Source organism: Streptosporangium sp. NPDC000239 (assembly GCF_040300765.1).
In the GTDB taxonomy this organism is placed as follows: Bacteria; Actinomycetota; Actinomycetes; order Streptosporangiales; family Streptosporangiaceae; genus Streptosporangium.
The window spans coordinates 314,464-336,814 of the sequence record NZ_JBEPEI010000004.1; the positions used below are offsets into that span (position 1 = coordinate 314,464).

19 protein-coding genes are annotated in these 22,351 nt (G+C 69.7%); 6 read left to right on the top strand and 13 right to left on the bottom strand.

Annotated features, from left to right (window positions below; genetic code table 11):
- Window positions 1-26: 26 nt before the first annotated feature.
- The 7 genes from ABT340_RS13720 to ABT340_RS13750 all read right to left on the bottom strand — a co-directional run bounded on the left by ABT340_RS13720 (window position 27) and on the right by ABT340_RS13750 (window position 8,683).
- Complete coding sequence (locus tag ABT340_RS13720) at window positions 27-1,244, bottom strand: ketosynthase chain-length factor (RefSeq protein ID WP_352011038.1); 1,218 nt, start codon at window positions 1,242-1,244, stop codon at window positions 27-29.
- Window positions 1,241-2,494, bottom strand: a complete 1,254-nt coding sequence (locus ABT340_RS13725; RefSeq protein WP_352011039.1) for a beta-ketoacyl-[acyl-carrier-protein] synthase family protein — start codon at window positions 2,492-2,494, stop codon at window positions 1,241-1,243. The genes ABT340_RS13720 and ABT340_RS13725 overlap by 4 nt, the downstream gene beginning before the upstream one ends.
- 23 nt (window positions 2,495-2,517) lie before the next feature.
- Entirely contained in the window at window positions 2,518-2,844 is a 327-nt protein-coding gene (locus ABT340_RS13730) for a TcmI family type II polyketide cyclase (protein ID WP_352011040.1), read from the bottom strand.
- Between the two features lie 65 nt (window positions 2,845-2,909).
- On the bottom strand, window positions 2,910-4,379 hold the full coding sequence (locus tag ABT340_RS13735) for an FAD-dependent monooxygenase (RefSeq protein WP_352011041.1): 1,470 nt from the start codon (window positions 4,377-4,379) through the stop codon (window positions 2,910-2,912).
- Window positions 4,380-4,427: 48 nt separating this feature from the next.
- Complete coding sequence (locus ABT340_RS13740; RefSeq protein ID WP_352011042.1) at window positions 4,428-5,465, bottom strand: methyltransferase; 1,038 nt, start codon at window positions 5,463-5,465, stop codon at window positions 4,428-4,430.
- Between the two features lie 619 nt (window positions 5,466-6,084).
- Entirely contained in the window at window positions 6,085-6,777 is a 693-nt protein-coding gene (locus ABT340_RS13745) for a helix-turn-helix transcriptional regulator (protein WP_352011043.1), read from the bottom strand.
- 439 nt (window positions 6,778-7,216) lie between these two features.
- Window positions 7,217-8,683: a DHA2 family efflux MFS transporter permease subunit gene (locus ABT340_RS13750; protein ID WP_352011044.1), complete on the bottom strand. Its 1,467-nt coding sequence runs from the start codon at window positions 8,681-8,683 to the stop codon at window positions 7,217-7,219.
- A 132-nt stretch (window positions 8,684-8,815) separates the two neighbouring features.
- Between ABT340_RS13750 and ABT340_RS13755 the strand changes: the two genes are divergently transcribed.
- A complete protein-coding gene (locus ABT340_RS13755) occupies window positions 8,816-9,466 on the top strand; it encodes a TetR/AcrR family transcriptional regulator (RefSeq protein WP_352011045.1) in 651 nt (216 codons plus the stop codon).
- A 205-nt stretch (window positions 9,467-9,671) separates the two neighbouring features.
- Here ABT340_RS13755 and ABT340_RS13760 read toward each other — a convergent pair whose 3' ends face one another.
- Window positions 9,672-9,932, bottom strand: a complete 261-nt coding sequence (locus tag ABT340_RS13760) for a hypothetical protein (RefSeq protein ID WP_352011046.1) — start codon at window positions 9,930-9,932, stop codon at window positions 9,672-9,674.
- 143 nt (window positions 9,933-10,075) lie between these two features.
- Between ABT340_RS13760 and ABT340_RS13765 the strand changes: the two genes are divergently transcribed.
- Entirely contained in the window at window positions 10,076-10,333 is a 258-nt protein-coding gene (locus ABT340_RS13765; RefSeq protein WP_352011047.1) for a holin, read from the top strand.
- 172 nt (window positions 10,334-10,505) lie between these two features.
- On the opposite strand, the gene ABT340_RS13770 is transcribed toward ABT340_RS13765, so the two are convergent.
- Window positions 10,506-11,102, bottom strand: a complete 597-nt coding sequence (locus tag ABT340_RS13770; RefSeq protein ID WP_352011048.1) for a TetR/AcrR family transcriptional regulator — start codon at window positions 11,100-11,102, stop codon at window positions 10,506-10,508.
- Window positions 11,103-11,243: 141 nt separating this feature from the next.
- On the opposite strand from ABT340_RS13770, the gene ABT340_RS13775 reads away from it, so the two are divergent.
- Window positions 11,244-12,263, top strand: coding sequence for an aldo/keto reductase (locus tag ABT340_RS13775; RefSeq protein ID WP_352011049.1), 1,020 nt, complete (start codon window positions 11,244-11,246; stop codon window positions 12,261-12,263).
- A 131-nt stretch (window positions 12,264-12,394) separates the two neighbouring features.
- Window positions 12,395-12,700, top strand: coding sequence for a hypothetical protein (locus ABT340_RS13780; protein WP_352011050.1), 306 nt, complete (start codon window positions 12,395-12,397; stop codon window positions 12,698-12,700).
- Window positions 12,701-12,817: 117 nt separating this feature from the next.
- Here ABT340_RS13780 and ABT340_RS13785 read toward each other — a convergent pair whose 3' ends face one another.
- The 3 genes from ABT340_RS13785 to ABT340_RS13795 form a co-directional block, all read right to left on the bottom strand.
- On the bottom strand, window positions 12,818-13,951 hold the full coding sequence (locus ABT340_RS13785) for an acyl-CoA dehydrogenase family protein (RefSeq protein ID WP_352011051.1): 1,134 nt from the start codon (window positions 13,949-13,951) through the stop codon (window positions 12,818-12,820).
- Window positions 13,941-15,860, bottom strand: a complete 1,920-nt coding sequence (locus tag ABT340_RS13790) for a B12-binding domain-containing radical SAM protein (RefSeq protein WP_352011052.1) — start codon at window positions 15,858-15,860, stop codon at window positions 13,941-13,943. Before ABT340_RS13790 ends, ABT340_RS13785 begins: the two co-directional genes overlap by 11 nt.
- A gap of 95 nt (window positions 15,861-15,955) precedes the next feature.
- On the bottom strand, window positions 15,956-17,791 hold the full coding sequence (locus tag ABT340_RS13795; RefSeq protein ID WP_352011053.1) for a non-ribosomal peptide synthetase: 1,836 nt from the start codon (window positions 17,789-17,791) through the stop codon (window positions 15,956-15,958).
- 1,111 nt (window positions 17,792-18,902) lie between these two features.
- Between ABT340_RS13795 and ABT340_RS13800 the strand changes: the two genes are divergently transcribed.
- A complete protein-coding gene (locus tag ABT340_RS13800; protein ID WP_352011054.1) occupies window positions 18,903-19,865 on the top strand; it encodes a hypothetical protein in 963 nt (320 codons plus the stop codon).
- A complete protein-coding gene (locus ABT340_RS13805) occupies window positions 19,862-21,256 on the top strand; it encodes an MFS transporter (protein WP_352011055.1) in 1,395 nt (464 codons plus the stop codon). Before ABT340_RS13800 ends, ABT340_RS13805 begins: the two co-directional genes overlap by 4 nt.
- On the opposite strand, the gene ABT340_RS13810 is transcribed toward ABT340_RS13805, so the two are convergent.
- Window positions 21,247-22,239: a LacI family DNA-binding transcriptional regulator gene (locus ABT340_RS13810; RefSeq protein ID WP_352011056.1), complete on the bottom strand. Its 993-nt coding sequence runs from the start codon at window positions 22,237-22,239 to the stop codon at window positions 21,247-21,249. The two genes, ABT340_RS13805 and ABT340_RS13810, sit on opposite strands and share 10 nt — an antisense overlap.
- Window positions 22,240-22,351 lie beyond the last annotated feature (112 nt).

A 22,351-nucleotide genomic window follows, 5' to 3' on the forward strand; every position in this document is an offset into this window, starting at 1 on the left:
CGTTCGCCGGAGTCGGTTCGCCGGGCTCACGGCCCGAACGCGCGCACGACCAGCGCGGAGTTGAATCCGCCGTAACCGCGGGCGAGCACCAGCGCGGTGCGCACGGGCGCCTCCCGGGGGACGTCTCTCACCAGGTCGATGTCGTAGCGGTCGGAGAGCGAAGTGTTGACGGTCGGCGGTATCACGCCGTCCCGGACGCTGAGGAACGCGGCGGCCACGTCCAGCGGCGCGGCACCGGAGTAGAGCCGTCCCGTCATGGTCTTGGGAGCCGTCACGGGTACGGCCCGCGGGCCGAAGACCTCGCTGACCGCCTCGGCCTCGATCCGGTCCAGGTCGGGTATCGCCGCGGCGTCGGCGAAGACCACGTCGACCTCGCCGGGTGTGGCCCCCGCGTCGGCCAGTGCCGACTCGATCGCCCGCCTCGTTCCGGGCGGACGCCCGCTGGAGGGCGGCGGGTCGAAGGTGGCGGCGTAGCCGGCGATCTCACCGTAGATCCGCGCGCCCCTGGAGCGGGCGTGGTCCGCGTTCTCCAGAACGAGCAGTGCGCCGCCCTCTCCGGGAACGTGACCGGCGGCGTCGTCGTCGAAGGGCAGGTAGGCCCGCGTCGGCTCCTCACCGCCGCTCAGCCGGCGGCTCGCCAGCTGGGCCACCCAACCCCAGGGACAGACCGAGGCGTCGACCGCGCCGGACACGACCAGGGGTGTGCCCCGGCGAATCTGCCTGCGGGCCTGGGCCATCGCGTCCAGCCCTCCGGCCTGGTCGCTGACGACGACGCCGCTCGGTCCGCGCATGCCGTTCCTGATCGAGATCTGACCGCTGTTGACGGCGTAGAACCAGGCGAAGGACTGGTAAGCGCTCACATACCGGCCTCCCTTGCTCCACAACGCCCTCAGCTCGTTCTGACCGAACTCGAAGCCGCCGGAGTGACTGGCCGTGATCACTCCCATGTCGTACTCGGGCAACGTGCCCGGGACGATCCCGGCATCGGCCAGGGCCCAGTCGGCACTCGCCAGCGCGAGCTGGGTCATGCGGTCCGTCTGCGGCAGCAACCTGTTGGGCAGGTGATCGGCCGCGGAGAACCCCTTGATCTCCCCGGCCAGCCGTACCGGATAGGACGAGGCGTCGAAACGGGTGACGGGGCCGATGCCGCTGACGCGCGCCAGGGTGGCCGACCAGTACGCCCGCGCGCCCAGCCCGTTGGGCGCCGCGACGCCGAGCCCCGTCACGACCGTGGCGGTGCTCATCGCCGGGCCCTGTCCGGACGGGCGAGCACCACCGCGCTCTGGAAGCCCCCGAAACCGCTGCCCACGGACAGTACGGCGTCGATCCGCCGTTCACGCGCGGTGAGCGGGACGTAGTCCAGATCGCACTCCGGATCCGGAGTGCGCAGATTGGCCGTGGGCGGCACGACGTGATGCTCCATCGCCAGGGCGCAGGCGGCGAGTTCTATGGAGCCGACCGCGCCGAGTGAGTGGCCGATCATCGACTTGATGGAGCTGATCGGCACCCGATACGCCGCCTCGCCCAGGCTGCGTTTGAAGGCCGCCGTCTCGTGGCGGTCGTTCTGCTTGGTCCCCGAGCCGTGCGCGTTGACGTAGTCGACGTCCTCGGGGACGAGCCGGGCCTCGTCGAGGGAGACCCGTATCGCCTCCGCCATCTCCCTGCCGTCGGGACGCAGCCCGGTCATGTGGAAGGCGTTCGAGCGGGTCGCGTACCCGGCGATCTCCGCGTAGACATGCGCGCCACGCCGCCGGGCGCGTTCCCACTCCTCCAGCACGAGGACGGCACAGCCCTCTCCCAGGACGAAGCCGTTGCGGCTGCCGTCGAAGGGCCGGGAGGCGTGCTCGGGGTCGTCGTTACGCGGGGTCGTCGCCTTGATCGCGTCGAAGCAGGCCGCGGTGATCGGCGAGATCGGCGCGTCCGTGGCGCCCGCGATCATGACGTCCGCGGCCCCCTCCCTGATCACCTCGGCCGCGTATCCGACCGCGTCCAGGCCCGAGGTGCACCCGGTCGAGACCACCGTCACGGGCCCCTCCGCGCCCACGGTCCACGCGACCTCGGCGGCGAAGGAGCTGGGAACCATGTGGTTGTACAGGTGCGGTACGGCGTAGCGGTGGTCGACCAGTTCCAGCCGTCCGCCATCGCTCACGACGCGATACTCCTGGTCCAGGCTCATCGTGGCGCCCACCGCGCTGCCGATGGTCACTCCCATGCGGTGCGGCGCGGGAAGGCGGTCCTCCAGGCCGCTGTCGGTCACCGCCTCACGTGCGGTGACCACCGCGAACTGGGCCGCGCGGTCCATGCGTCTCGTCTGCTGGGGACCGAGTCCCAGCGCCTCGGCGTCGAAGTCCACCTCGGCCGCGACCTGGGAACGGAAAGGTGCGGGGTCGAAGAGGGAGATGCGACGGGTGGCCGTCCGCCCGTCGGTGAGCAACTGCCAGAAGGGTTTGACCCCTGGACCACCGGGGGCGGTGACACCGATTCCGGTGATCACGACCCGTCGCCCCTCCTCACCGCTCACTCGCCGCTCCAGTGGTAGAAGCGGCCCGCCATCGCGTCGGCGGGCGAACGCCAGGTCGCGGGGTCGTACGCCTCGATGAACGGCCTCAGGTCCTCGCTGATCTGGATGAAGCGCGGATCGGTCCTGAAGGACTGGATGTGCGAGGCGCCGTTCTCGTTCTCGAAGTCCTGCAGGTGGAAGTACAGCCCGCGGTACGAGAAGAGTTCCCTGCGCCGGGTTCCCATCAGGTGGGGGACCTCTGTGCTGTCGAAGGCGGAGAAGATCTCCGAGACACTTGCCGCGGATCCTGGGTCCATCCGTGCGACGATCAAGGTGCTGTACATCTCTTCCCCTTCACACTCGTGTCTGAACAGTCCGGTCCGGTCATGTGCACAGGTGCGGCGCGGTGTCAGCGGGCGGGGCCGAACCACCGTTCCAGGGCCATGGTCAGGTCGTGGTGGCTGCCGGGAGCCGCCCAGGCGACATGGCCGTCAGGGCGCAGCAACACCGCCGAGGTGCCCTCGACCGGACCGCCCGCCTCGATGTCCCGCGGCGTGGCGAGGACGACGTCGATCCGGTCCGTCCATCCGGCCGCGCGTCGCCGCAGCCACGGGACGTCCTCCAGGTCGATCAGCACGCCTCGGCCGCTGCGGAGCAGCCGGGTGCTCGTCGTCTCCTCCGTTCCGCGTGTCAGTTCCAGGCGCGGCAGGCGCGCGCCGAGAAGCGGGTTGTCACCGCCTCCGACGTCGTAGCGGATGTCGAGCTGGCTCGCCAGCGCGGCGAAATGACGGCCGACCTCCTCGTACCGGACCAGGTCCGTGAGGATGTCGCGCAGCGACCGCACCTCGTCGTCGCCCAGGATGAGCAGGCTCTGCGCGCGGGTGTTGGCGAGCAGACGGCGTCCCACCTCGTGCCGTTCGCCGTGGTAGGTGTCCAACAGCGAGGCGGGGGCGCTTCCGCGCAGCACGGCGGCGAGTTTCCAGCCGAGGTTCACCGCGTCCTGGACACCGGTGTTCATCCCCTGGCCGCCCGCGGGCAGATGGACGTGAGCCGAGTCACCGGCCAGCAGCACCCTGCCTCGGCGGTACTCGGTGACCTGCCGGCTGGCGTCGCCGAAGGCGCTCACCCACACGGGTTCGGCGTGGGAGATGTCGATGCCGGTGAGCCGTTTCCACGTGTCCGCCACCTCCGCGAAGGCGGGCGGCTCCGTACGGCGTCGCGGCGGCGCCCCGCGCTCGCTCACGATGATCCGGTGTACTCCCTCCTCCAGCCTGGCCACCATGACCATCCCGCCGGTGATCCGGTGCGCGACCATCCGCGGTTCCAGGTCGACGCCCCGGATGTCCGCGAGGAACAGCTCGGTCGTGGCCGGGGTGCCGGGGAAGTCGAATCCGGCGGCCTTGCGCACCTGACTGTGCCCACCGTCACAGCCGACCAGATATGAGGCCGTCAGTGTGTGGTCCCCACCGGGGCCGCGCAGCCGGACCTCGACACGGTCTCCGCCGTCGGTCAGCGAGACGAGCTCGTGGCCGCGGCGGACGTCCACGCCGAGTTCACGGACCCAGGCCTCCAGCACCGTCTCGGTGAGCGACTGTGACACCGTCCTCGCGGCCCGTACGTCACGCCCGAGAACCCGGAAATCCACTGGAATGCCGCCGAAGTGGCCCTCGCTGCTGGTCTCGACGTCCCCGAAACGCCGCAGCAGGCCGCGTTGGTCGAACACCTCCATGGTGCGAGGGCTGAGACCGACGCCACGGGACTCTCCCGTGCGTCGCGCATGCCGTTCCACGAGCGTCACGTCCGTCCCGGCCAGGCGTAGTTCACCGGCGAGCATGAGTCCGGTCGGCCCCGCTCCGACGACCACGACCGGTGTGTCCATTCGCTCCTCCTGTCCAGCGGCGCGGCCCATGTCTCGGCCTCGCACCTCTCAGCGCTCCTTGTGGCCGACCACCAGGACGTCGTCGGGGGTGTCCTCGGGGCCGACCGTCTCCGGGCGGAACCCCGCCTCCTTGAGCCAGGCATGACACTCGCCGACTGTGTACTCGCCGCCGCCGCGGGACCAGACCAGCATGCTGAGGCTCGCCAGGGTCGCGTAGAGCGGCGGCGTGCCGTTGCCGACCATGGGGTCGTAGACGATGACCGCGCCCCCCGGGTGGACCGCCTCGTAGGCCTTGCGCAGCAGGTCGAGGCGGGCTTCCACACCCCAGTTGTGCAGCACGTGCCCGAAGATGAGCACGTCGGCCCGGGGCAACGGGTCGGTGAAGAAGTCACCGCCGTGGAAGGAGACCGCCTCCTGCCCGCCGAGCTCGCGCATGTACGCGGAGAAGGCGGGCTCCAGCTGCGGCAGGTCGAAGACGGTTCCTCTCAGCCGGGGGTGCGCGCTCACCAGGTGGTGTGCGAGGTTGCCTCGGGCGCCGCCGACGTCGACGAAGGAGCCGTATCCGCTCCAGTCCAGCTCCCCCATCCGCCGTGAGAGAGGGGTGTTGAACATGTCCATGCTCTCCAGGAAGAAGTTCGTCACCTCCCCGTCCTCGTACAGGGTGTCGTAGGGGTTTCCCTCAAGGGCGGCGCGGTTCTGGGGAGCTCCGGTGCGCAACGCCTCCGCGAGCCCGTCCCAGGCGGGGTTCAGCTCGCGGTCGCAGAAAAGCACGTAACCGCCGACGTACTCGGGGCGCCCCCGCACGAGATACCGGTCGGCGACCGCGGAGTTCCGGAACCTTCCTTCGTCCGTGGTCTCAAGCAGCCCCAGCCCCGCCAGCGCCAGGAGGAAGCCACCGGCTCCGGGCATGCGGTATCCGAGCCGACCGCACAACTCCTCCGCGGTGGCGGAGGAGCCCGACAGAGCGCCGAAGAGGTCGGAGTTCACCGCCGTGATGAGAATCCTCGCCTGCCAGTAACCGGCCAGCATCCCCATGACATGGTCAACAGCCGGTTCTCCGGGAGCCGGGACACGCTGATCACCCATATGAGCGCCCTTCTCGGGATCTGTTGGTCCGGTGTTCCGCCGCGCGCGGTCTGGTGTTCCGGTTACACGGTGGTTCGGTGTTCCGCCACGCGGCCGAAGGGCCGGATCTCGGTTCCCCCCGAGGATCGCAGCGCCCGACCAAGAAACGACCAAGGCTCGTTCAACGCCGCGCTCAGGCGGATGCCCGGCCGGGCGGGGACTCCGAGACGTCCCCGGTCCGGCCGACGCGGCCACCACGTGGCCCACGGCCCCGTCATCCCCGAACGATCACCGCCCGCTTAAAAGCCGGGGCCCCGCCGTACGGCCGGAGCGCCGGGCAGCCCGTCCGCCGTCACCTCGCGCGACGCGGCGTCATATTCGCGCGATGGGGTGACGCCCTGGAATTCCCGCGAAGGCCCGAGGGGCTTTCTCGCCGTTTCGGCACGCCGGCGGCGGGCACGCCCCTGCCGGGAGGGGCCGATCGGCGGCTCGCGTGGAGAACAGAACGCGTGACGGGATGAATACCGTCCGAGAAAGGATTCCGGCGTTCGACGTCCCTATTCGGAAGGGCCGGACGAACCGCGCCGGGAATGCGGTCGGCGAACGCCGGATTCTCCGCAGGAACACGTTATGGAGTGGTTCAGGCGGTGAACTCCTCCGGTTCCCGCGACGCCGTGCGGTGCACCAACCCCTCCCGCAGACTCCTCGCCACGGCCAGCGTGCGGTTCGGGGTGTTGAGCTTGGCCAGAATGCTGGTGACGAGGCGTTTCACACTGTGCTGTGAGAGATGCAGCCGACTGGCTATCTGCTTGTTGCTCAGTCCGTCGACGAGCAGGGACAGCACCTCCTGCTCCCTGGGAGTCAGGTGGACCGGGGCACGGTCGCGGTCGACCCGACAGGGCTCACCCGCCCGCCGCAGAAGTTTCATGGTCAGCTCGTAGGGCATCGGGACCTCGCCCGCGGACACGCGCTCCAGCGCGTCCGCGAGGGACTCGACGCCCAGGTCGTGCTCCGACAGGAACCCGTGCGCGGGCACCGCGGCGATGCGCGAGACGCGTTCGTCGGAAACCCGGTCGAGCAACAGCAACGTCTTGCTGTGCTCCGGGAGCCGGGCGATGAAGGCGACCAGGGATTCGTCCAGATCTTCGACCGGGATGATAAAGATGTCCGTCTCGGATTCGGCGACAGAGGCGAGTTCCGCTCCCCCCTCATAACTTGTGAATGATTCCACGAGCGGTATCCGCTGCAGCAGCTGTTCGAGCCCCAGGCGGCGGAACTCGTTCCTGCTGGCCAGCGTGACGGTCACCTTACAGGCCTTCGACGTCTTTGCCATCGTTTTTCTTCCCCCAGGACACCACGACGATAAGCCTCCAATATCCAACCACCGTCTCATTGAACGCAACTATGTATCGCATGCCATGACGATATGGCGGCCCTCCGCGGCTAGCTCATCCGGCCGGTTCCTTTCCGGCAGGCCGGGATCCGCGGAGAGGAAAACCGAATTCGCAGGCGTACGGCCGGGGCCCGATCGACGAAGAAATCAGGCCTGCACCATCCGGAATGGTTAGCGATATCTCCGCGACCGATGCGAGGTCATCGGCCGTTCCGATCCACCGTGAGTTATGGATCTCAGGTCCGATTCTCCGGAATCAGCGGCAGGAAAGCCGGACCTGAGATCCTCGACGCCGCCGGTTCGATCCGGCCATGGACCGGTCGGCGTCGGCACGGGAGGCGCGGGAGGCCGGTCGCCCCGGGGTGGGGCGGCCGGGCGCCTATCCGTCGGCGTGGACTCCCTCGGTCCGCAGGCTCGCCCGGCCGCCGCCGCTTGACACGGGCTGGGGGCGTCCCGGCAGAAGCGGGGTGGCGACCAGGATGACCAGGGCGACGCCGACCATGAACCAGTACGCGTTGTGGAATCCGCCGGCCGACTCCCCGACGCCTGTCCTGCCGACGCCCGCGGTCGCCAGGACGAGAGCGACGACCGCCACGCCGAGCGCTCCGCCGAACTGGTTGAGGTTGTACAGCACCGAGCTTCCCTGCGGGACCTTCTCCGGCGGCAGCGTCCGGTACAACGCCCCCATCGTCGGCGCGCCCACGGCGCCCAGACCCAACCCGACCGCGAAACCGGCCAGCCCCGACCACACCTCGCCGACGTCTCCGTTGATGCGGGTAAGGGCGAACGCGGCCAGCCCCGCGAGGAGGGCACCGCCCCGGACGAGGTTCCTGGCCCCCAGCCGGTCACTGAGACGGCCGGTCAGGGGCATGGCGAGGGCGGACCCCAGACCCAGGGGCGCCACCAGTAACCCGGCCGCGCGGGCGCCGTGGTCGTGGACCATCTGGTAGTAGAGCGGCAGCGCGAAGAGGCCGGCGTAGGTGGCGACGCCGACGAGTCCCTGGACCAGGACGCTCGCGGCGAAGGCGCGGCTGGCGAACAGCCGGACGTCGATCAACGGTGCGACACGCCGTACCCGAAGCGCGTGCGCCACGTAGCCGGCCAGGAACACGACACCGAGAACCAGTGGGACCAGCACGGGCAGGGTGTCGAAGCGGGCCTGTTCACCGGCTCGTGTCAGGCCGAACACCGTCGCCGCCAGGCCGGGCGCCATCAGCACGAGGCCCATGGCGTCGAGACGCGAGGCGGAACGGCTCTCGGTCGGCGGGTCGGCCGGGATCACCCGGGTCGCGAGCGCCAGGGCGACGATCCCGATCGGCAGGTTGATGAAGAACATCCAGCGCCAGCTCACGGCGTCGAGCACGACCCCGCCGAGGACGGGACCGAGAACCGGGCCGAGGGACAGCACCACTCCCATCATGCCCATGACGCGTCCCGCCCGGCTCGGCCCCGCCGCCCGCGCCAGGATCACCAGCACCAGGGGGTCGACTATGCCCGCGCCCAATCCCTGGACGACCCGGAAGCCGGTCAGGCTCGGCACATTCCACGCGACCGCGGAGGCCAGCGAGCCGACCAGGAACACCGACAGGCCGAACAACCACAGTCGCCTGACGCCGAAGCGGCCGACCGCCCAGCCGGTGACCGGAATGGTGACGGTGAGCGCGAGAAGGTAGGCCGTCGAGGACCAGCTGATCGAGCTCAGCGACGTGTGAAACTCTCTCCCGAGCGTCTCGGCCGCGACGGTGACCATCGTGCTGTCAAGGATCCCCATGATCCCGCCGAGCAGGACCACACCGATCAGCCGCAGCAGCTTGGGGTCCAGACGGTCGTCCACTAGTTGAGTCATCTCAACCTCGTTGAGGGCCGATGGCGAACATGGAATTGAACTACCTGGTTCAAGTTAGCGAACCAGGCGATCCACTTCAACTGATCGGTTCAGAAAAATGAACCGTCGGGTACAGAGAGGTACGATGCTCACGTGAACGGAGCCACGACCTCGTCTGAGCCGAGGCCGAACGTTCGGCGCGGACGCGTCGACAAACGACAGGCGATCCTCGCGGCCGCGTTCCGGGTCTTCGCCCGCACGGGTTACGACCAGTCCTGCGTGCGGGAGATCGCGGCCGAGGCCGGCGTGGCCAAGCCGACCATCTACAACCACCTGCTCGACAAAGAGGCGTTGTTCCACGAGGCGATGCGAGCCGCGGCCCATGACACGTTCGCCGAGGCGTTGACGGCGCTCGACCAGCTCCGCGCCCCGGAAGCCGACACGTACGCGATGCTGGAAAAGGTCGGTCACCACCTGCTCCGGTGCCACTGCGACGAGCGGTCCTGGGCGCTTCGCCGGCTCCTGCACGCCGAGGTCACCCGGTTCCCCTCCCTCGTGGAGGCCATCCACCAGGAGGGGGAACAGCGCGTTCGTCACGCCCTGGCCGACCGGCTGGCGCGACTCGCCCTCACCGGCCGCCTGCGCACGGACGACCCGGACATGGCCGCCGAGCAGTTCCTCGCGCTGCTGACGGGCCCGATGGAGGTACGTTCCGGGCTGGGCACCAGGCAGGTTCCGGACACCGAGACGCACGCCGTGGTGCGCGCCGCCGTCGAGACGTTCCTGCGCGCCTACGGCACCTGACGGGCGACCGTCCGTTCCACGCGTCCCCACCCTTCCGCAGAACCGTACGGTTTCCCGGCCTCCGCACTCCCCACGACGCGTTCCCCACGGCGCTTCCACACGACCGGGCCGTGGCCGGAAGGCCGGGGACACGGCGACGCCCCGCCGTCCCGCGGTGGAGTCACCACAGGACGGCGGGGCGTCGCCGACATGCTTGGCGCGGCCGTCAGCCCCTGGTCTCGACGTTGCCGCCGATCATGGAGGCGGGCGGGCACCAGGTGGAGGAGGAGGCGGTGGTGGGCACCCACGCGCCGAAGTTCTTCAGGACGGTCTGGCCGTCCCGGTAGAGGCAGACGGCCCTGTGCTCACCGGTGCCACCCGAGCAGTAGGTCGTGACCGCGCCGCTGTAGGGGTAGGTCGGCCGGCATCCGACGGGCGCCACGGACGCGGGGGCGGCGGCTGCCAGGGTTCCGGCGCCCAGCGCCACTGCGAGTACGGCCGCTTACGCACGGGTGGAGTGATGACTTCCTCACTGTGACGGTAAGTGTTCACAAAACTACAAATAGTTACGGTCGTGGAAGTATCCACCCTCCAGAGCGCCCCGACCCCGGCGCAGATGAGGAGATCACAATGACGACACGACGGCTCCTGACCGGGACGTACTGGGCGGACACGGTCGAGCGGATGATCAGGGCGGCGGCCTCCAGCGCCCTGGCCGCGCTGAGCGCCAGGCAGGCCGGGTTGTTCGACGTCGCCTGGCCCGCGGTGGTCTCGGTGGCGGGCATGGCGGCGGTGGTCAGCATGCTGACCTCGGTCGCCGCCGGCACGACCGGCGATCCGCAGACCGCCGGGTTCACCACCGGCGCCCGAAAGGGCGCGAGGCCGTAACCGTCAACGCTCCGCCCGACATCCACTCACGACGTCCCCCGTTCGTCACGACCGAGAGACGAAGGGCCGCGGTGGAAGCCGGAACCATGAGGCTCGCCCTCCTCACCGCTTCCACCGTCAGAGCCCTCGGGGCGGCCCCTGGGCGAACCTGTCGGTCCTCACCCGTGGGGATTCACGACCCGTCGGCATTCCTCAGGCCCGCCACGAGGAGTTCGACCAGGCGGCGCGCGTCGTAGCGAGGATCGCCGCCCGCGCCGATACAGAGGTTCCCGATGCCGCGCATGAGCTCGTAGGCCTGGATGCCCGATCGGATCTCACCGGCGTCGGCCGCGGCGTCGAGCAGCCGGCCGCATACGGGCACGAGACGGTCGATGAAGTAGGCGTGCAGCGTGTCGAAGCCGGGGTTGTCCGGCTGCAGCACGGCCGCGAGACCGTGTTTGGTGACCAGGAAGTCGACGAAGAGGCCGATCCATCGCTCCAGCGCCGCGTACGGCGTCGCTCCCGAGGCCAGCAGGGCCGGTCCGGCCTCGGCGCACGCCTCGACCTGGTGGCGGTAGACGGCGATGATGAGGTCCGCCCGCGTCGGGAAGTGGCGGTAGATCGTGGCCGTCCCGACGCCCGCCTTGGCCGCGATGTCACGTACCGGCGCCTCGACGCCCGAGGTGACGAAGATCGCGGCGGCCGCGTCGAGCAGGGCCTCCTTGTTGCGCTGGGCGTCCGCCCGCTTGGGGCGGGCCGTACTCCCCGCGTTCTCGTCGCTGTTCTTCACCGCGCCGTTCCCTCCGCCGTCGAGCTTGCTAAACGGGACAACGTTCCATATCGTTAATCGGGACATCGTCCCGTTTATTCATGATGGCAGAACGGGCCCCCGTGTCCAAGCTCCCCCACCTTTGACGGAAGGAACACGGCCATGCAGTACCGCACCTTGGGCCGCACCGGTGTGCAGGTCAGCTCCCTCGCACTCGGCGCGATGAACTTCGGCCAGATCGGCCGCACCACCCAGGAGGAGGTCACCGCCATCGTCGACGCCGCCCTCGACGGCGGGATCAACGTCATCGACACCGCCGACATGTACAGCGCGGGCGAGTCGGAGGAGATGGTCGGCAAGGCCGTCGCCGGGCGCCGCGACGACATCGTGCTGGCCACGAAGGCGGCCATGCCGATGGGTGAGGAGCGCAACCACCGGGGAGGCTCGCGCCGCTGGCTGGTCACCGCGCTGGACGACAGTCTGCGCCGCCTCGGCGTCGATCACGTCGACCTCTACCAGATCCACCGCTGGGACCCGAGCGCCGACGACGAGGAGACGTTGTCGGCCCTGACCGACCTGCGACGCGCGGGGAAGATCCGTTATTTCGGCTCCTCGACCTTCCCCGCGTACCGCATCGTGCAGGCTCAGTGGGCCGCCCGCGAGAACCATCTGGGGCGTTACGTCACCGAACAGCCCAGTTACTCGATCCTGCAGCGCGGTGTCGAGACCCACGTGCTGCCCGTGGCCGAGCAGTACGGACTCGGTGTGCTGGCGTGGAGCCCGCTGGCCTCCGGCTGGCTTTCGGGAGCGATCCGTGAGGGCCGGGAGATCACCACCAGCCGCTCGACGTTCATGCCACAGCGTTTCGACACCGCGATCCCCGCCAACCGCGCCAGGCTCGACGCCGTCGAGCGACTGGCCAAGGTCGCCGACGAGGCGGGACTGACCATGATCCAGCTCGCGCTCGGGTTCGTGACCGCGCACCCCGCCGTGACCTGCGCGCTCATCGGCCCCCGCACGCTGGACCACCTGCGCTCGCAGCTCGACGCCGCGGACACGGTGCTCTCCGCCGACGTCCTCGACGCGATCGACGCGATCGTCGCCCCCGGTGTCGATCTGGCCCCGCACGAGAAGTTCGACACCCCGCCCGCCCTGCTCGACCCGTCGCTGCGGCGCCGCTGAACCTCCGGGTCCGTCGACACTCTCGGTGATCAGATGAGAAGGTCCAAAAGCCTGACGGTGTGGTGAGGGTGATCCTTGGGTGGATGGGTGGATAGTTGGACAATCATCCTTTTTCAGAAAGGACACCCCCCATGTCCCTGATCAAGCGTCTCACCATCACCGCAGCCGCTGCGGCCCTCGCCGGGCCGCTGCTGATGGTTCCGGCCGCGCACGCCGCCGGAACCTACACCTGCGACAGCGGGACCTTCTTCGAGCGGGGCCCCGCCGGAGGCACCCCCATCTGGCACGTCTGGGGCAATCCGTGCACGGGCTCCGGTGATGGAGGAGCAAGCGTGATCACCATCTCGTCCGGCTCAAGCGCCGGCACCTACGAGTGCGACCGGGCGAACCTGCTCACCAGCACCTGGGTCTCCGGAAGCGGCTGCGTCAAGCTGTGACCTCCTGAAGACCCACCCACCCGGAGCCGGAGCTGGAAAACCCCAGGTCCGCACCGGCTCCGGTTCGCCGCCGGACCCGCTGGAAACCACCCGATCCGCTTGGAGCCGTCGAACCGGTCACAGGAGGGACTGGCCGATCAGTTCCTTCATGATCTCGGTGGTTCCGCCGTAGATGGTCTGGACCCGGGTGTCCACGAACGCACGGGCCACCGGGAACTCCCGCATCACGCCGTAACCCCCGTGGAGCTGGACACACCGGTCGACCACACGTTGGCACAGCTCGGTGTTCCACCACTTGGCCATGGCGGCCTCCTCCGAGGTGAGACGTCCGGCGTCGTGTTCGGCCACGCAGCGGTCGGTGAAGGCGCGGGCGACCGTGAGCGCGGTCCTCAGCTCGGCGAGCAGGAAACGGTTGTACTGGTGACGTCCGATCGGCCGTCCGAAGACCTCGCGTCTGCCGCAGTAGGTCAGGGTCTCCTCGAAGAGCCGTTCGGCGGTGGCCAATGCCGAGACGGCGAGCATCACCCGTTCCTGCCGAAGGGTCCTGATCAGGTACGCGAAGGCGCGGTCCTCACGACCGAGCAGGTTCTCCACCGGGATCTCCACGTCCGAGAGGAAGAGCTCGACGGTGTCGAGCGCGCGCATCCCGATCTTGTCGAGCGTCCTGCCCCTGGTCACCCCGACCCTGGTCGGCTCGACCACGAAGACACCGGCGTCGGAGGGCCGTTCCCCGGTGCGGGCGACGACCAGCACGAGGTCGGCCGTGGCCCCGTTCGAGACGAAGGTCTTCTGCCCGCTGAGCACGTAACGGTCGCCGTCCCGCACCGCCCTGGTCCGGATGCGCCGCAGGTCACTGCCCGCGTCCGGTTCACTGATGGCGACGGCCGTGACCAGCTCACCCGAGCAGAAGCCGGGCAGCCAGCGCAGTCGCTGCTCCGGAGTGGTGTGCGTGCGCAGGTAGAGGCCGCAGATCTCGTTGTGCAGGGAGAGCGCCGGGGCGTGGGCTCCGGCGCGGGCGAACTCCTCTCCCAGCACCGCGTGGTAGCGGTAGTCGGCGACGCCTGCCCCGCCGTACTCCGGGTCGACGTCGAGGCCGAGCAGGCCGTGTTCGCCCGCGCGCAGCCACACGGCCCGGTCCGCGGCACCGTGTTCCTCCCACCGTTCCAGGTTCGGGGTGACCTCCCTGGCGACGAAGGTCCGCACGAGGTCGCGGAACTCCTCGTGCTCCCGGGTGAAGAGGTCACGACGCATCGAGAACCCGATCCCGTACGGCCGCCGCCCGCCAGGAGGGCAGGATGTCGCGCAGCCGGTTCATCATCGCCTGGCAGTAGGCGGCGTTGTGCTCCAGACTGCGGTGACGCGGATAGGGCATCTTCCTGCGGCCTCGATGGTCGACGACGTACCTCCCGGGGTCCGTGACGCCCTCGACGAAACCCGCTTCGGCGAGTGCCCCCACGGCGGCCTCCGGCAGGTCGACCACGAGCCGGTAGCGGTCCCTGTCCACGATCCTCACCTGCGAGAGCGGCACCGTGGGTGCGGAGACGGCCTCCCGGTACACGTACGGCCTGGCCACCAGGTCGAGTTCGAAGACGGCGCGCAGCCTGGGATCGGCCAGCCAGCCCTGTTCACCGAGGAAGTCCCCAAGCAGGGTGTCCATCTCCGCCCGGTGGGAGTGCAGCACCATGTGCAGGACCTTGCCGATGTTGTTGAGGTCGTAGTTGCCCAGCCCGCGCACCGACTCGGCGAAGAACGCGCAGATCTCCGTGTCGGTGCGGCGGCGGTAGTGGTCGGCGGCGCGGACGAGGAAGTCCTCGTAGGAGCAGACGCCGCTCCGGTCGAGTTCCCTGGCGACGTGGAAGGCGGCGCGGGCGTTGTAGAGGCTGATGACCGCGTAGTAGAACCAGGCCCCGGCCTGGAAGTCCTCGCGGGTCACCCACTTGGTGGCCACGACCACGTCCGCCTCGGCCACGGGGTCGTCGACCCGTACGGTCTCGATGCCCAGCGCCTCCCGCGTGCCGTACATGGGGGTGTTGCGCAGCAGCAGTTGCGGGTAGGCGACGACGGCGTCGGCCCCGGTTCTGCACACCTTGGCGATGCCCGCCTGGAAGGACTTCAGGGTCTCACCGGGCAGCGGCCAGATCAGCTCGGTGTAGGAACTGATCTGCTTCTCGTGCAGCTTGAGCTGCAGCTCCACATAGGTGGACTCCTTGATGTTGGCGCGCTGCACGATCTCAAGCGTCTGCGGACTCAGCGTCTGCAGCGAGACCGGCTGGCTGGTCAGCAGGCCGCCCTCCACGAGGATCTCGGTGATCTCGGTGACCCGGTCGGGACGGTTCTTCGCCGCCTGGATGGCGATCATCATCGGGTAGCCGGTGCGCCGTTTGCCCTCGACCAGGTGCCGGGTCAGCTCGACGTCGCGGGGCAGCGCCCCCCAGTTGGCGTCGGCGAGGAAGACGCTCTCGACGCCGTGCTCGCTGATCCAGGTGAGGTCGGCCTTGACCCGCTCCAGGTCCCAGCGGTGGACCTTGTCGTTGGTCGCGGCGCCCCAGTAACAGTAGGAGCAGCTGTAGGGGCAGCCCCGGTTGGTCTCCACGACCGCGAAGGTGTACTCCCCGCCGTCGAACAGGCCCATGGCGAACGGCGAGGGGATCTCGTCCAGGTCCGTGATCCGGGCGGGCTTGTCGGTGGTCAGCAGCTCCCCCCGTACCCAGAAGCTCATCCCCGGCACCCGGGTGAAGTCCGGTACGGCCGCGGCCTCACGGGCGGTGAGCAGTTCGGTGAGCAGCGCGTGGAAGGGCCGTTCCCCCTCGGCGTTGCACACCAGCACGTTCTCCAGCTCCGGCGGCACGTACTCGGCGGCGTGGTTCATCACCTGCGGGCCGCCCAGGACGAAGCAGGCGTCGGGGCGGTGCCGTACGAGTTCGTCGAGCACCTCCTTGATCCGGCGCATGTTCCACAGGTAGCAGCTCATCGCGTACACGTCGGCGTCCTGCGCGAGCAGCGCCGTGACCAGTTCGGCGACCGGCGTCCGCGCCGTGGGGGCGTGCACGAGGAACTCGCAGCCGGCCGCGACGGCGGGGTCCCGCAGGGCGTAGGCCTGCAGGTAGCCCGAGGCCAGGGGCAGCGTGTTGGTGTAGAGCGGCAGTTCGAGCAGGCTCACCCGCAGCGGCCTCGGCAGTGACCCAGACGGTGACTCCGACAGCGGTTCAGGCAGCGGTTCAGGCAGGGGGCTCGTCGAAAAGCTCGTCAGGGGGCTCATCTGTCCTCACCCGCCGTCGCGTCGACCGCCGCCGCCAGTTCGTGCAGCACCTCGTGCTCGAAGACGTCCTCGGCGCCGAGCCTGATGCCGCGTTCCCTGGCCCGTGACGCCAGCCGCATCGCGCTGAGCGAGTCGCCCCCGAGGTCGAAGAAGCTGTCCTGCCGCCCGACCTCGTCGAGGTCGAGCACGTCGCACCAGATCTCGGCGAGCACCCGCTCCGCCTCGGTCAGGAAGCCGGTCTCACCTGCGACGCGGGCCGGGAGGGGGCGCCTGGCCAGGGCGTCGCGGTCGAGCTTCCCGTGCGGTGTCAGGGGCAGCCGTTCGACCGTGACGATCGTCTGCGGCACCATGTGGGCGGGCAGCAGAGCGGCCAGACCCTCCCCCGGGTCCTCCGTGAGGCCGTCGGACACGACGTAACCCACCAGCCGGTCGCCCCGCTCGTGCAGGACCACGGCCGCCTCGCGGACCCCGGGCAGGCGGGTCAGCGCCGTCTCGACCTCCCCGAGTTCGATCCGGAAGCCGCGCAGTTTCACCTGGTCGTCGGCCCTGCCGACGAAGACGAGCGCGCCGCCGGGCAGCTCGCGGACCAGGTCTCCGGTGGCGTACGCGCGCCCGCCCGGGGTGAACGGATCGGCGGGGAAACGTTCCTCGGTCAGTTCGGGTCTTCGCAGGTAGCCGAGCGCGACCCCGGCCCCCGCGACGTACAGCTCGCCGACCGTGCCCGGCGGCACCGGGCGCCGCTCGGCGTCCAGGACATGGGTCCGCAGGCCGGGCAACGGCCTGCCGATCGGCGGGTCCTGGCCTCCGACCACGTCGGCGGGGTCGAGTTCGGCCCAGGTGGCGACCACCGTCGTCTCCGTCGGCCCGTAGAGGTTGTACACGGCGAACGGCAGGCCGAACGGCGGGTGGCGGCGCAGCCTCTCCCCGCCCAGGAGCAGGACACGGGGCGCGTGGCCGTACAGGTCCCAGGGCTGGTCGAACATCTCGACGGCCAGCACCGTGGTCAGGAAGCACACGGTGATCCGTTCCCGGGCGAGCCACTCGGCGAAGTCGGCCGGGGAGTCCGGCAGCCGCCCCTCGACCAGGCGCAACGTCGCGCCCCACGCCAGGCAGGGCCACACCTCAAGCGCCCAGGCGTCGAACGAGGGGCGGGCGAACTGGGTGATCCGGTCCTCGGGGCCCACGCCGAACGCCTGGCCGTACCAGGAGACCAGGTTGGACAGCCCGCCGTGCGCCACCATGACGCCCTTCGGCGTGCCCGAGGAACCGGAGGTGTAGGTGACGTAGCAGACGTCGCCGGGCGTCACCTCCGGGAGCGGGCCCGCCCCAAGGGACAGGCCGGCCGCCGGGGACGGGCCTCTCTCCGGGGACGGGCTCACCGGCGGGAGGGGGCTCGCCTCCGGGGGCAGGCTCACCGGCGCGTCGGCGGCGAGCAGTTCCTCAACGGCCAGCACCTTGGCCGGTCCCCCGCCGAGCCGCCCGGCCGTGGCCGCGCGGGTGACGACGAGAGGGGCTCCGGAGTCGGCGACGATCGCACCGAGCCTGGCGTCCGGTTCGTCCACGTCGACGCCCACGTAGGCGCCCCCGGCGAACAGCACCGCGAGGGCGGCGACGACCAGCTCCGCGGAGCGTTCGACGACCAGGGGGACCAGCGTGCCCCGCTCGACGCCGTGGGAACGCAGCACGCTCGCCATCCGGCCCGCCCGTTCGACCAGCTCGCCGTAGGTCAGCTCGGTACCGGCGGACACGATCGCCGGATGGTCAGGACGCGCCCGCGCCCAGCGCGCGACAAGAGCGGGAACCGCGGCACCGACCGTCATCGGTTCGTTCATCGTTCCGCCTCCGAGGCATACGAAAAGAAAGGGCGTGACTCACGTGGAAAGGGCTCCGCCGAACCGACGCCTTTTGTTTCCACCGTTTGTTCGGGATTTCCGAAAAACGCCGCGCAGCACCCGCCGCACGGCCGCATCGGCGCAGGCGGAGTACGGCCGGCCGCTCTGCGATGTCCCTTTCCTCGTGCGGAGGCGGCCGGGTCCGAGCGCGGGATACTTCGTCAACCGGCTCGAATCATATGCACCGGGCAATTCCGGGAGAAGGGCCTCAGAAAACTGAGCATTCTACGATAAAAGGCCAGCGAAGGGAGGGGTGTGTCTGGATGATCGGGCCTTCACCCAGGGGCCCGTCACGGCCCGGATCCGCCGGGGAGCCCCGGGTCCTCCGCCCCGTGGAGGGGCCCCCGGGCGGTGTGACGGTCGCGACGAACAGGTACCGCTCGGGGGCGAACGGACTCAGCGGCGCCCTGGGACGGGGCCGTACTCGTCGCGTACCGCCGTTTCCGGACCCACGCACCACGAAGCCTGGGGAACCCCGGGAGTCCGGCGATTCGGCGGGGACCGAAAGAGTTGCCCGGCGATCTCCGGCGCCACGAAGGTTGGGCAGGGAACCGTATCGGCCGGAGGGCCGGAAGAGAAATCGCTGCGGCAACGGATTCAGAACGTCCTTCCCGTGGGCGGTCGCCTGTGGAAGAGGACGGCGGCCGGAAAACCCACGGCCCCGGTGAGACGGTTCCTGATAAAGACGGCCTTGTTTCGCGAGAAACACCGCCGCGACGGTCAGGAAGGGGGTGATCGGCCATGGGTGAGTCTCCGATGATTACCATCTCCACCAGGATGGAGTAGTCCTCCGCAACGGGAGACGGTTGAGTTTCCCCAGCTTGACTGGGTGCGCGTGCCCTCTGACCGAGTGCTCGCGCACCCAGCCGCCCGGTCGCCGGGTCTCCACGACCTGTCCGGCGACGATTCAGAAAAGCTGCCCGGTGACAGTTCTGGAAACCGTCCAGCGAGAGCCTCGGAAAGCGTCGGAAAGCTTATGACCACCCCCATGTCGAATGACGTCCTCGCGCGAGGGCGACGCGCCGCCGAATGGCTCGCGAAGGAACATCCCGTGTCCCGGATCTACCTCGGTGGCGCGCCGACGGCAGGGCTTGGTTCCCCGATGTCGGACATCGATCTGTTCGTCGTCAGGGCCGACTGCGAATCGCTTCCCCCGGCGCAGCTCGAATTCGAGGGCGAGCGCGCGGACGTGGAGTACCTGGATCTCGAACAACTGCGCCGGGACGTGCAGGAGAGCACGGTCTTCCGGGTGACGAACACCGACTTCAGCCAGACCGCGCGGTTCAGCCGTAACCGGCTGGACGTTCTCACCCGTTTCCTGCTCGGCGAGGTCGTCGTCGACGACGGTGAACTCGCCGCGTTGCGGCAACGCCTGGCCGACAACATGCCGGACTACAAACGGCTCCTCATGACGCGGCACGCGATCGACGCGCACAACCTCAACGAGGACATCTGCGGCGCCATTCTCAACGGGGACGCGCCCGCCATGAGGTATCTCTCCCAGGAGTACCTGCACCGCGCCACCGAGGCCTACCTGTGCATGCGGGACGACCTCTACGTGAACACCAAGTGGGTCTGGGCCCGCTGGAGGCGTTCGGCGAGCGAGTTGCTGAAGGCCTCGCTCACCGAGGTGATCGACCACGCGTACACGGCCGAGGACGACGCCGTCGGCAGGAACCGCTTCCTCGCGCAGGACCTGCTGGTGATGGCGGCGACCGGCCTGGAGTACGTGCCGGTGCTCGGCGCCGTACCCGGGCACCACTCCCGGCGTATCGACGTGAGCGTGATCCCGATGAAGGGCAGCGGTGTCCTCATCGAGTCGGTACGCGGGGAGTCCGTGCTGCTCAGCTGGCAGGGCGCCCTGTTGTGGGGCATCTCCCACGGCCGCCCCAAGGAGGAGGCCGTGCACCTGATGGGGGGCGTGCTCGCCTCGGCCGGGCTCCAGGTCGGCGAGGACGAGATCGCCGCCTACCACGCCTCGCTCGTCGACGTCGGCGTCATCGGCCTGCCATGAAGGACCCGGCCACGGAAGGCCCCGCTACGAAGGACCCCGCTGCGGAAGGCCCGGCCGTGAAAGATTCGGCCGCGGAAAACTCGGCCGGGAAAGGGCCGGCCGTTGGAAGCCCGGCCGCGGAAAGCCCGGCTGGGAAAGGCCCGCTCCGCGACGCGAACTTCCTCAGGTTCTGGACCGCGGTCACCGTCTCGGGAATCGGCTCCCAGGTCACGCTGATGGCCCTGCCCCTGACCGCCCTGATGGTCCTGCACGCCGACCCCGTACAGCTCGGCCTGCTGACCGGCCTGCAGTACGTCCCCGCGGTCGTCGTCCTGCCCTTCGCCGGGGTCGTCGCCGACCACTGGCCGGCCAAGCTGGTGAACGCCGGGTGCGACCTGGCCCGCGGACTGATCCTGCTCACCGTGCCGATCGTCACGGCGACCGGCGTGCTGAGCCTGGGCTGGCTGTACGGCCTGGGCCTGGCCATGGGCGTGTTCAAGGCCCTCGGCGACGTGGCGCACCACTCCATGCTTCCCCGGCTGGTCGGTGAGGAGCAGCTCGTCCCCGGCAACGCCGCGGTCAGCACGAGCTACTCCGTCATCGACGTGGCCGGTCCCGGGCTCGCGGGGCTGATCGTCCAGCTGCTCGGCGCGCCGTACGCCCTCCTGGTCGACGCGGTGTCCTACCTGCTGTCGGCCTCCCTGCTGTCCACGCTGAAGCTCAGGTTCTCCGGGCGGAAGGGGCCGCAGCGGCTCCGCTGGGGGACGGCGATCACCGAGGGGTTCCGGTACTTCGTCAAGGATCGGCGGGTTCTCGCCTTCGGGGTGGCCAGCGGCCTCGGCAACATGTGCATCCAGGCGTTCGACGTGACGATCCTCATCTACGTGGTCCAGCACCTCGCCCTGACGCCCGCGCTGCTCGGGGTGGTCGTGGCCGCGGGTGCCGTGGGCGGCATCGCCGGTTCCACCTTCGCCGCCTACGTCCACAACAGGTTCCCCGCGGGGCCGACCATCTTCGCGGCCCAGGTCATGAGCGGGATCGGGGTGATGGCCGCGGCCTCGGCCACGCTCCTCGACGCCACGGCGCCGCGCGTCGCCGTACTGGTGGCCTGCATGTTCGTCAGCACGTTCGCGCTGGCCGTGTACAACGTCCACGCCATCAGCGCCCGGCAGGCGATCGTCCGTCCCGAGCTGATGGGGCGGGTGACGGCGAGCTACCGGTTGATCTCGCACGGGGCCATTCCCCTGGGGGCGCTGGCCGGAGGGGTGGCGGCGCAGTCTCTCGGCAGCGCGACCACCGTGCTCCTCACCGGGACGATCCAGGCGCTCCTGCCGGTCGCCTTCCTCCTCACCTCGTTCGGGATCATCTACCGTGATCCCGGTCTCACGGGGGCTCGCGAACGTCAGGCCTGACGGGGCGGGGCGGTGGACTGCCGTACGACCAGGGAGCTCCGCAGCACGGCGGGGCTCGGCTGCCTGGCGGCGAGCCGGTCGTGCAGCGCCTGGGCACCGGCCGCCCCCAGCTCGGTGACCGGGATGTTCACCGTCGTCAGCGCCGGGTGGAGGACGTCGCTGATCGGAAGGTTGTTGTAGCCGATCACCGACAGGTCGTTCGGGACGTCGAGACCGAGGCTCCGCGCGGCGGCGAACACCACGACGGCCAGGTTGTCGTCCTCGCAGACCACCGCCGTGGGGGCCGGGTCAGAACGCAGTAGTTCCAGGGCCGCCCGCTGGGCGTCCACGGGGTCGAAGGTCGTGCCGACCACCGTGAGGCTCGCCCCCGGGCGGTGCCTGACCACCGCGCGCAGGGAGCGCAGCCTGGTCGTCAGCATCCAGGCGCCGCGCCGGTCCACGTGCAGGTAGCCGATCCTGTGGTGACCGAGGTCCAGCAGGTGGCGCGCGGCCTCGCGGCTGCCCACGGCGATGTCCACGTTGACCGCGTCGGGGTACAGCCGGGGGTCGCAGTCCAGCGGCACCATCGGCACGACGCCCTGCGGGCGGATGGCCTCCGTCCCCACGTCGCCGTAGACCAGCATCCCGTCAATGGCCTGCTGCGGTATCGGCAGCAGCCGCTCGTGCCTGTCGGTGCCCATGGGATAGACCAGGACGGTCGTCTCGTGCTGGTTGGCGACCTGGGTCGCCCCCACGTGCAGGTTGGCGAAGAAGGTGTTGGTGATCGCGGGAACGATCAGCAGCACCGTGCCGGTTCGCTCAAGTCGCAGGCTCCGCGCCGTCAGATCCGGCTGGTAGTCCATCTCCGCGGTGATGCGCCTGATCCTGGCCGCGGTCTCCTTCGAGACCCGGCCCGGCCACTTCCCGGTGAGGACGAGGGAGACCGTCGACTGTGAGACCCCGGCTGCCTGAGCCACATCCCTGCTGGTGATGCGCGCTTTCACCGGCCTAAGCATGTCTAATCACCCTATGTGTTCGTCATGGCGCACAGACAGATCGCGTTCTTCCCCGTGACCCGTGACCCCGTACACCGCTGCCACTCGATGCTCTGTGATC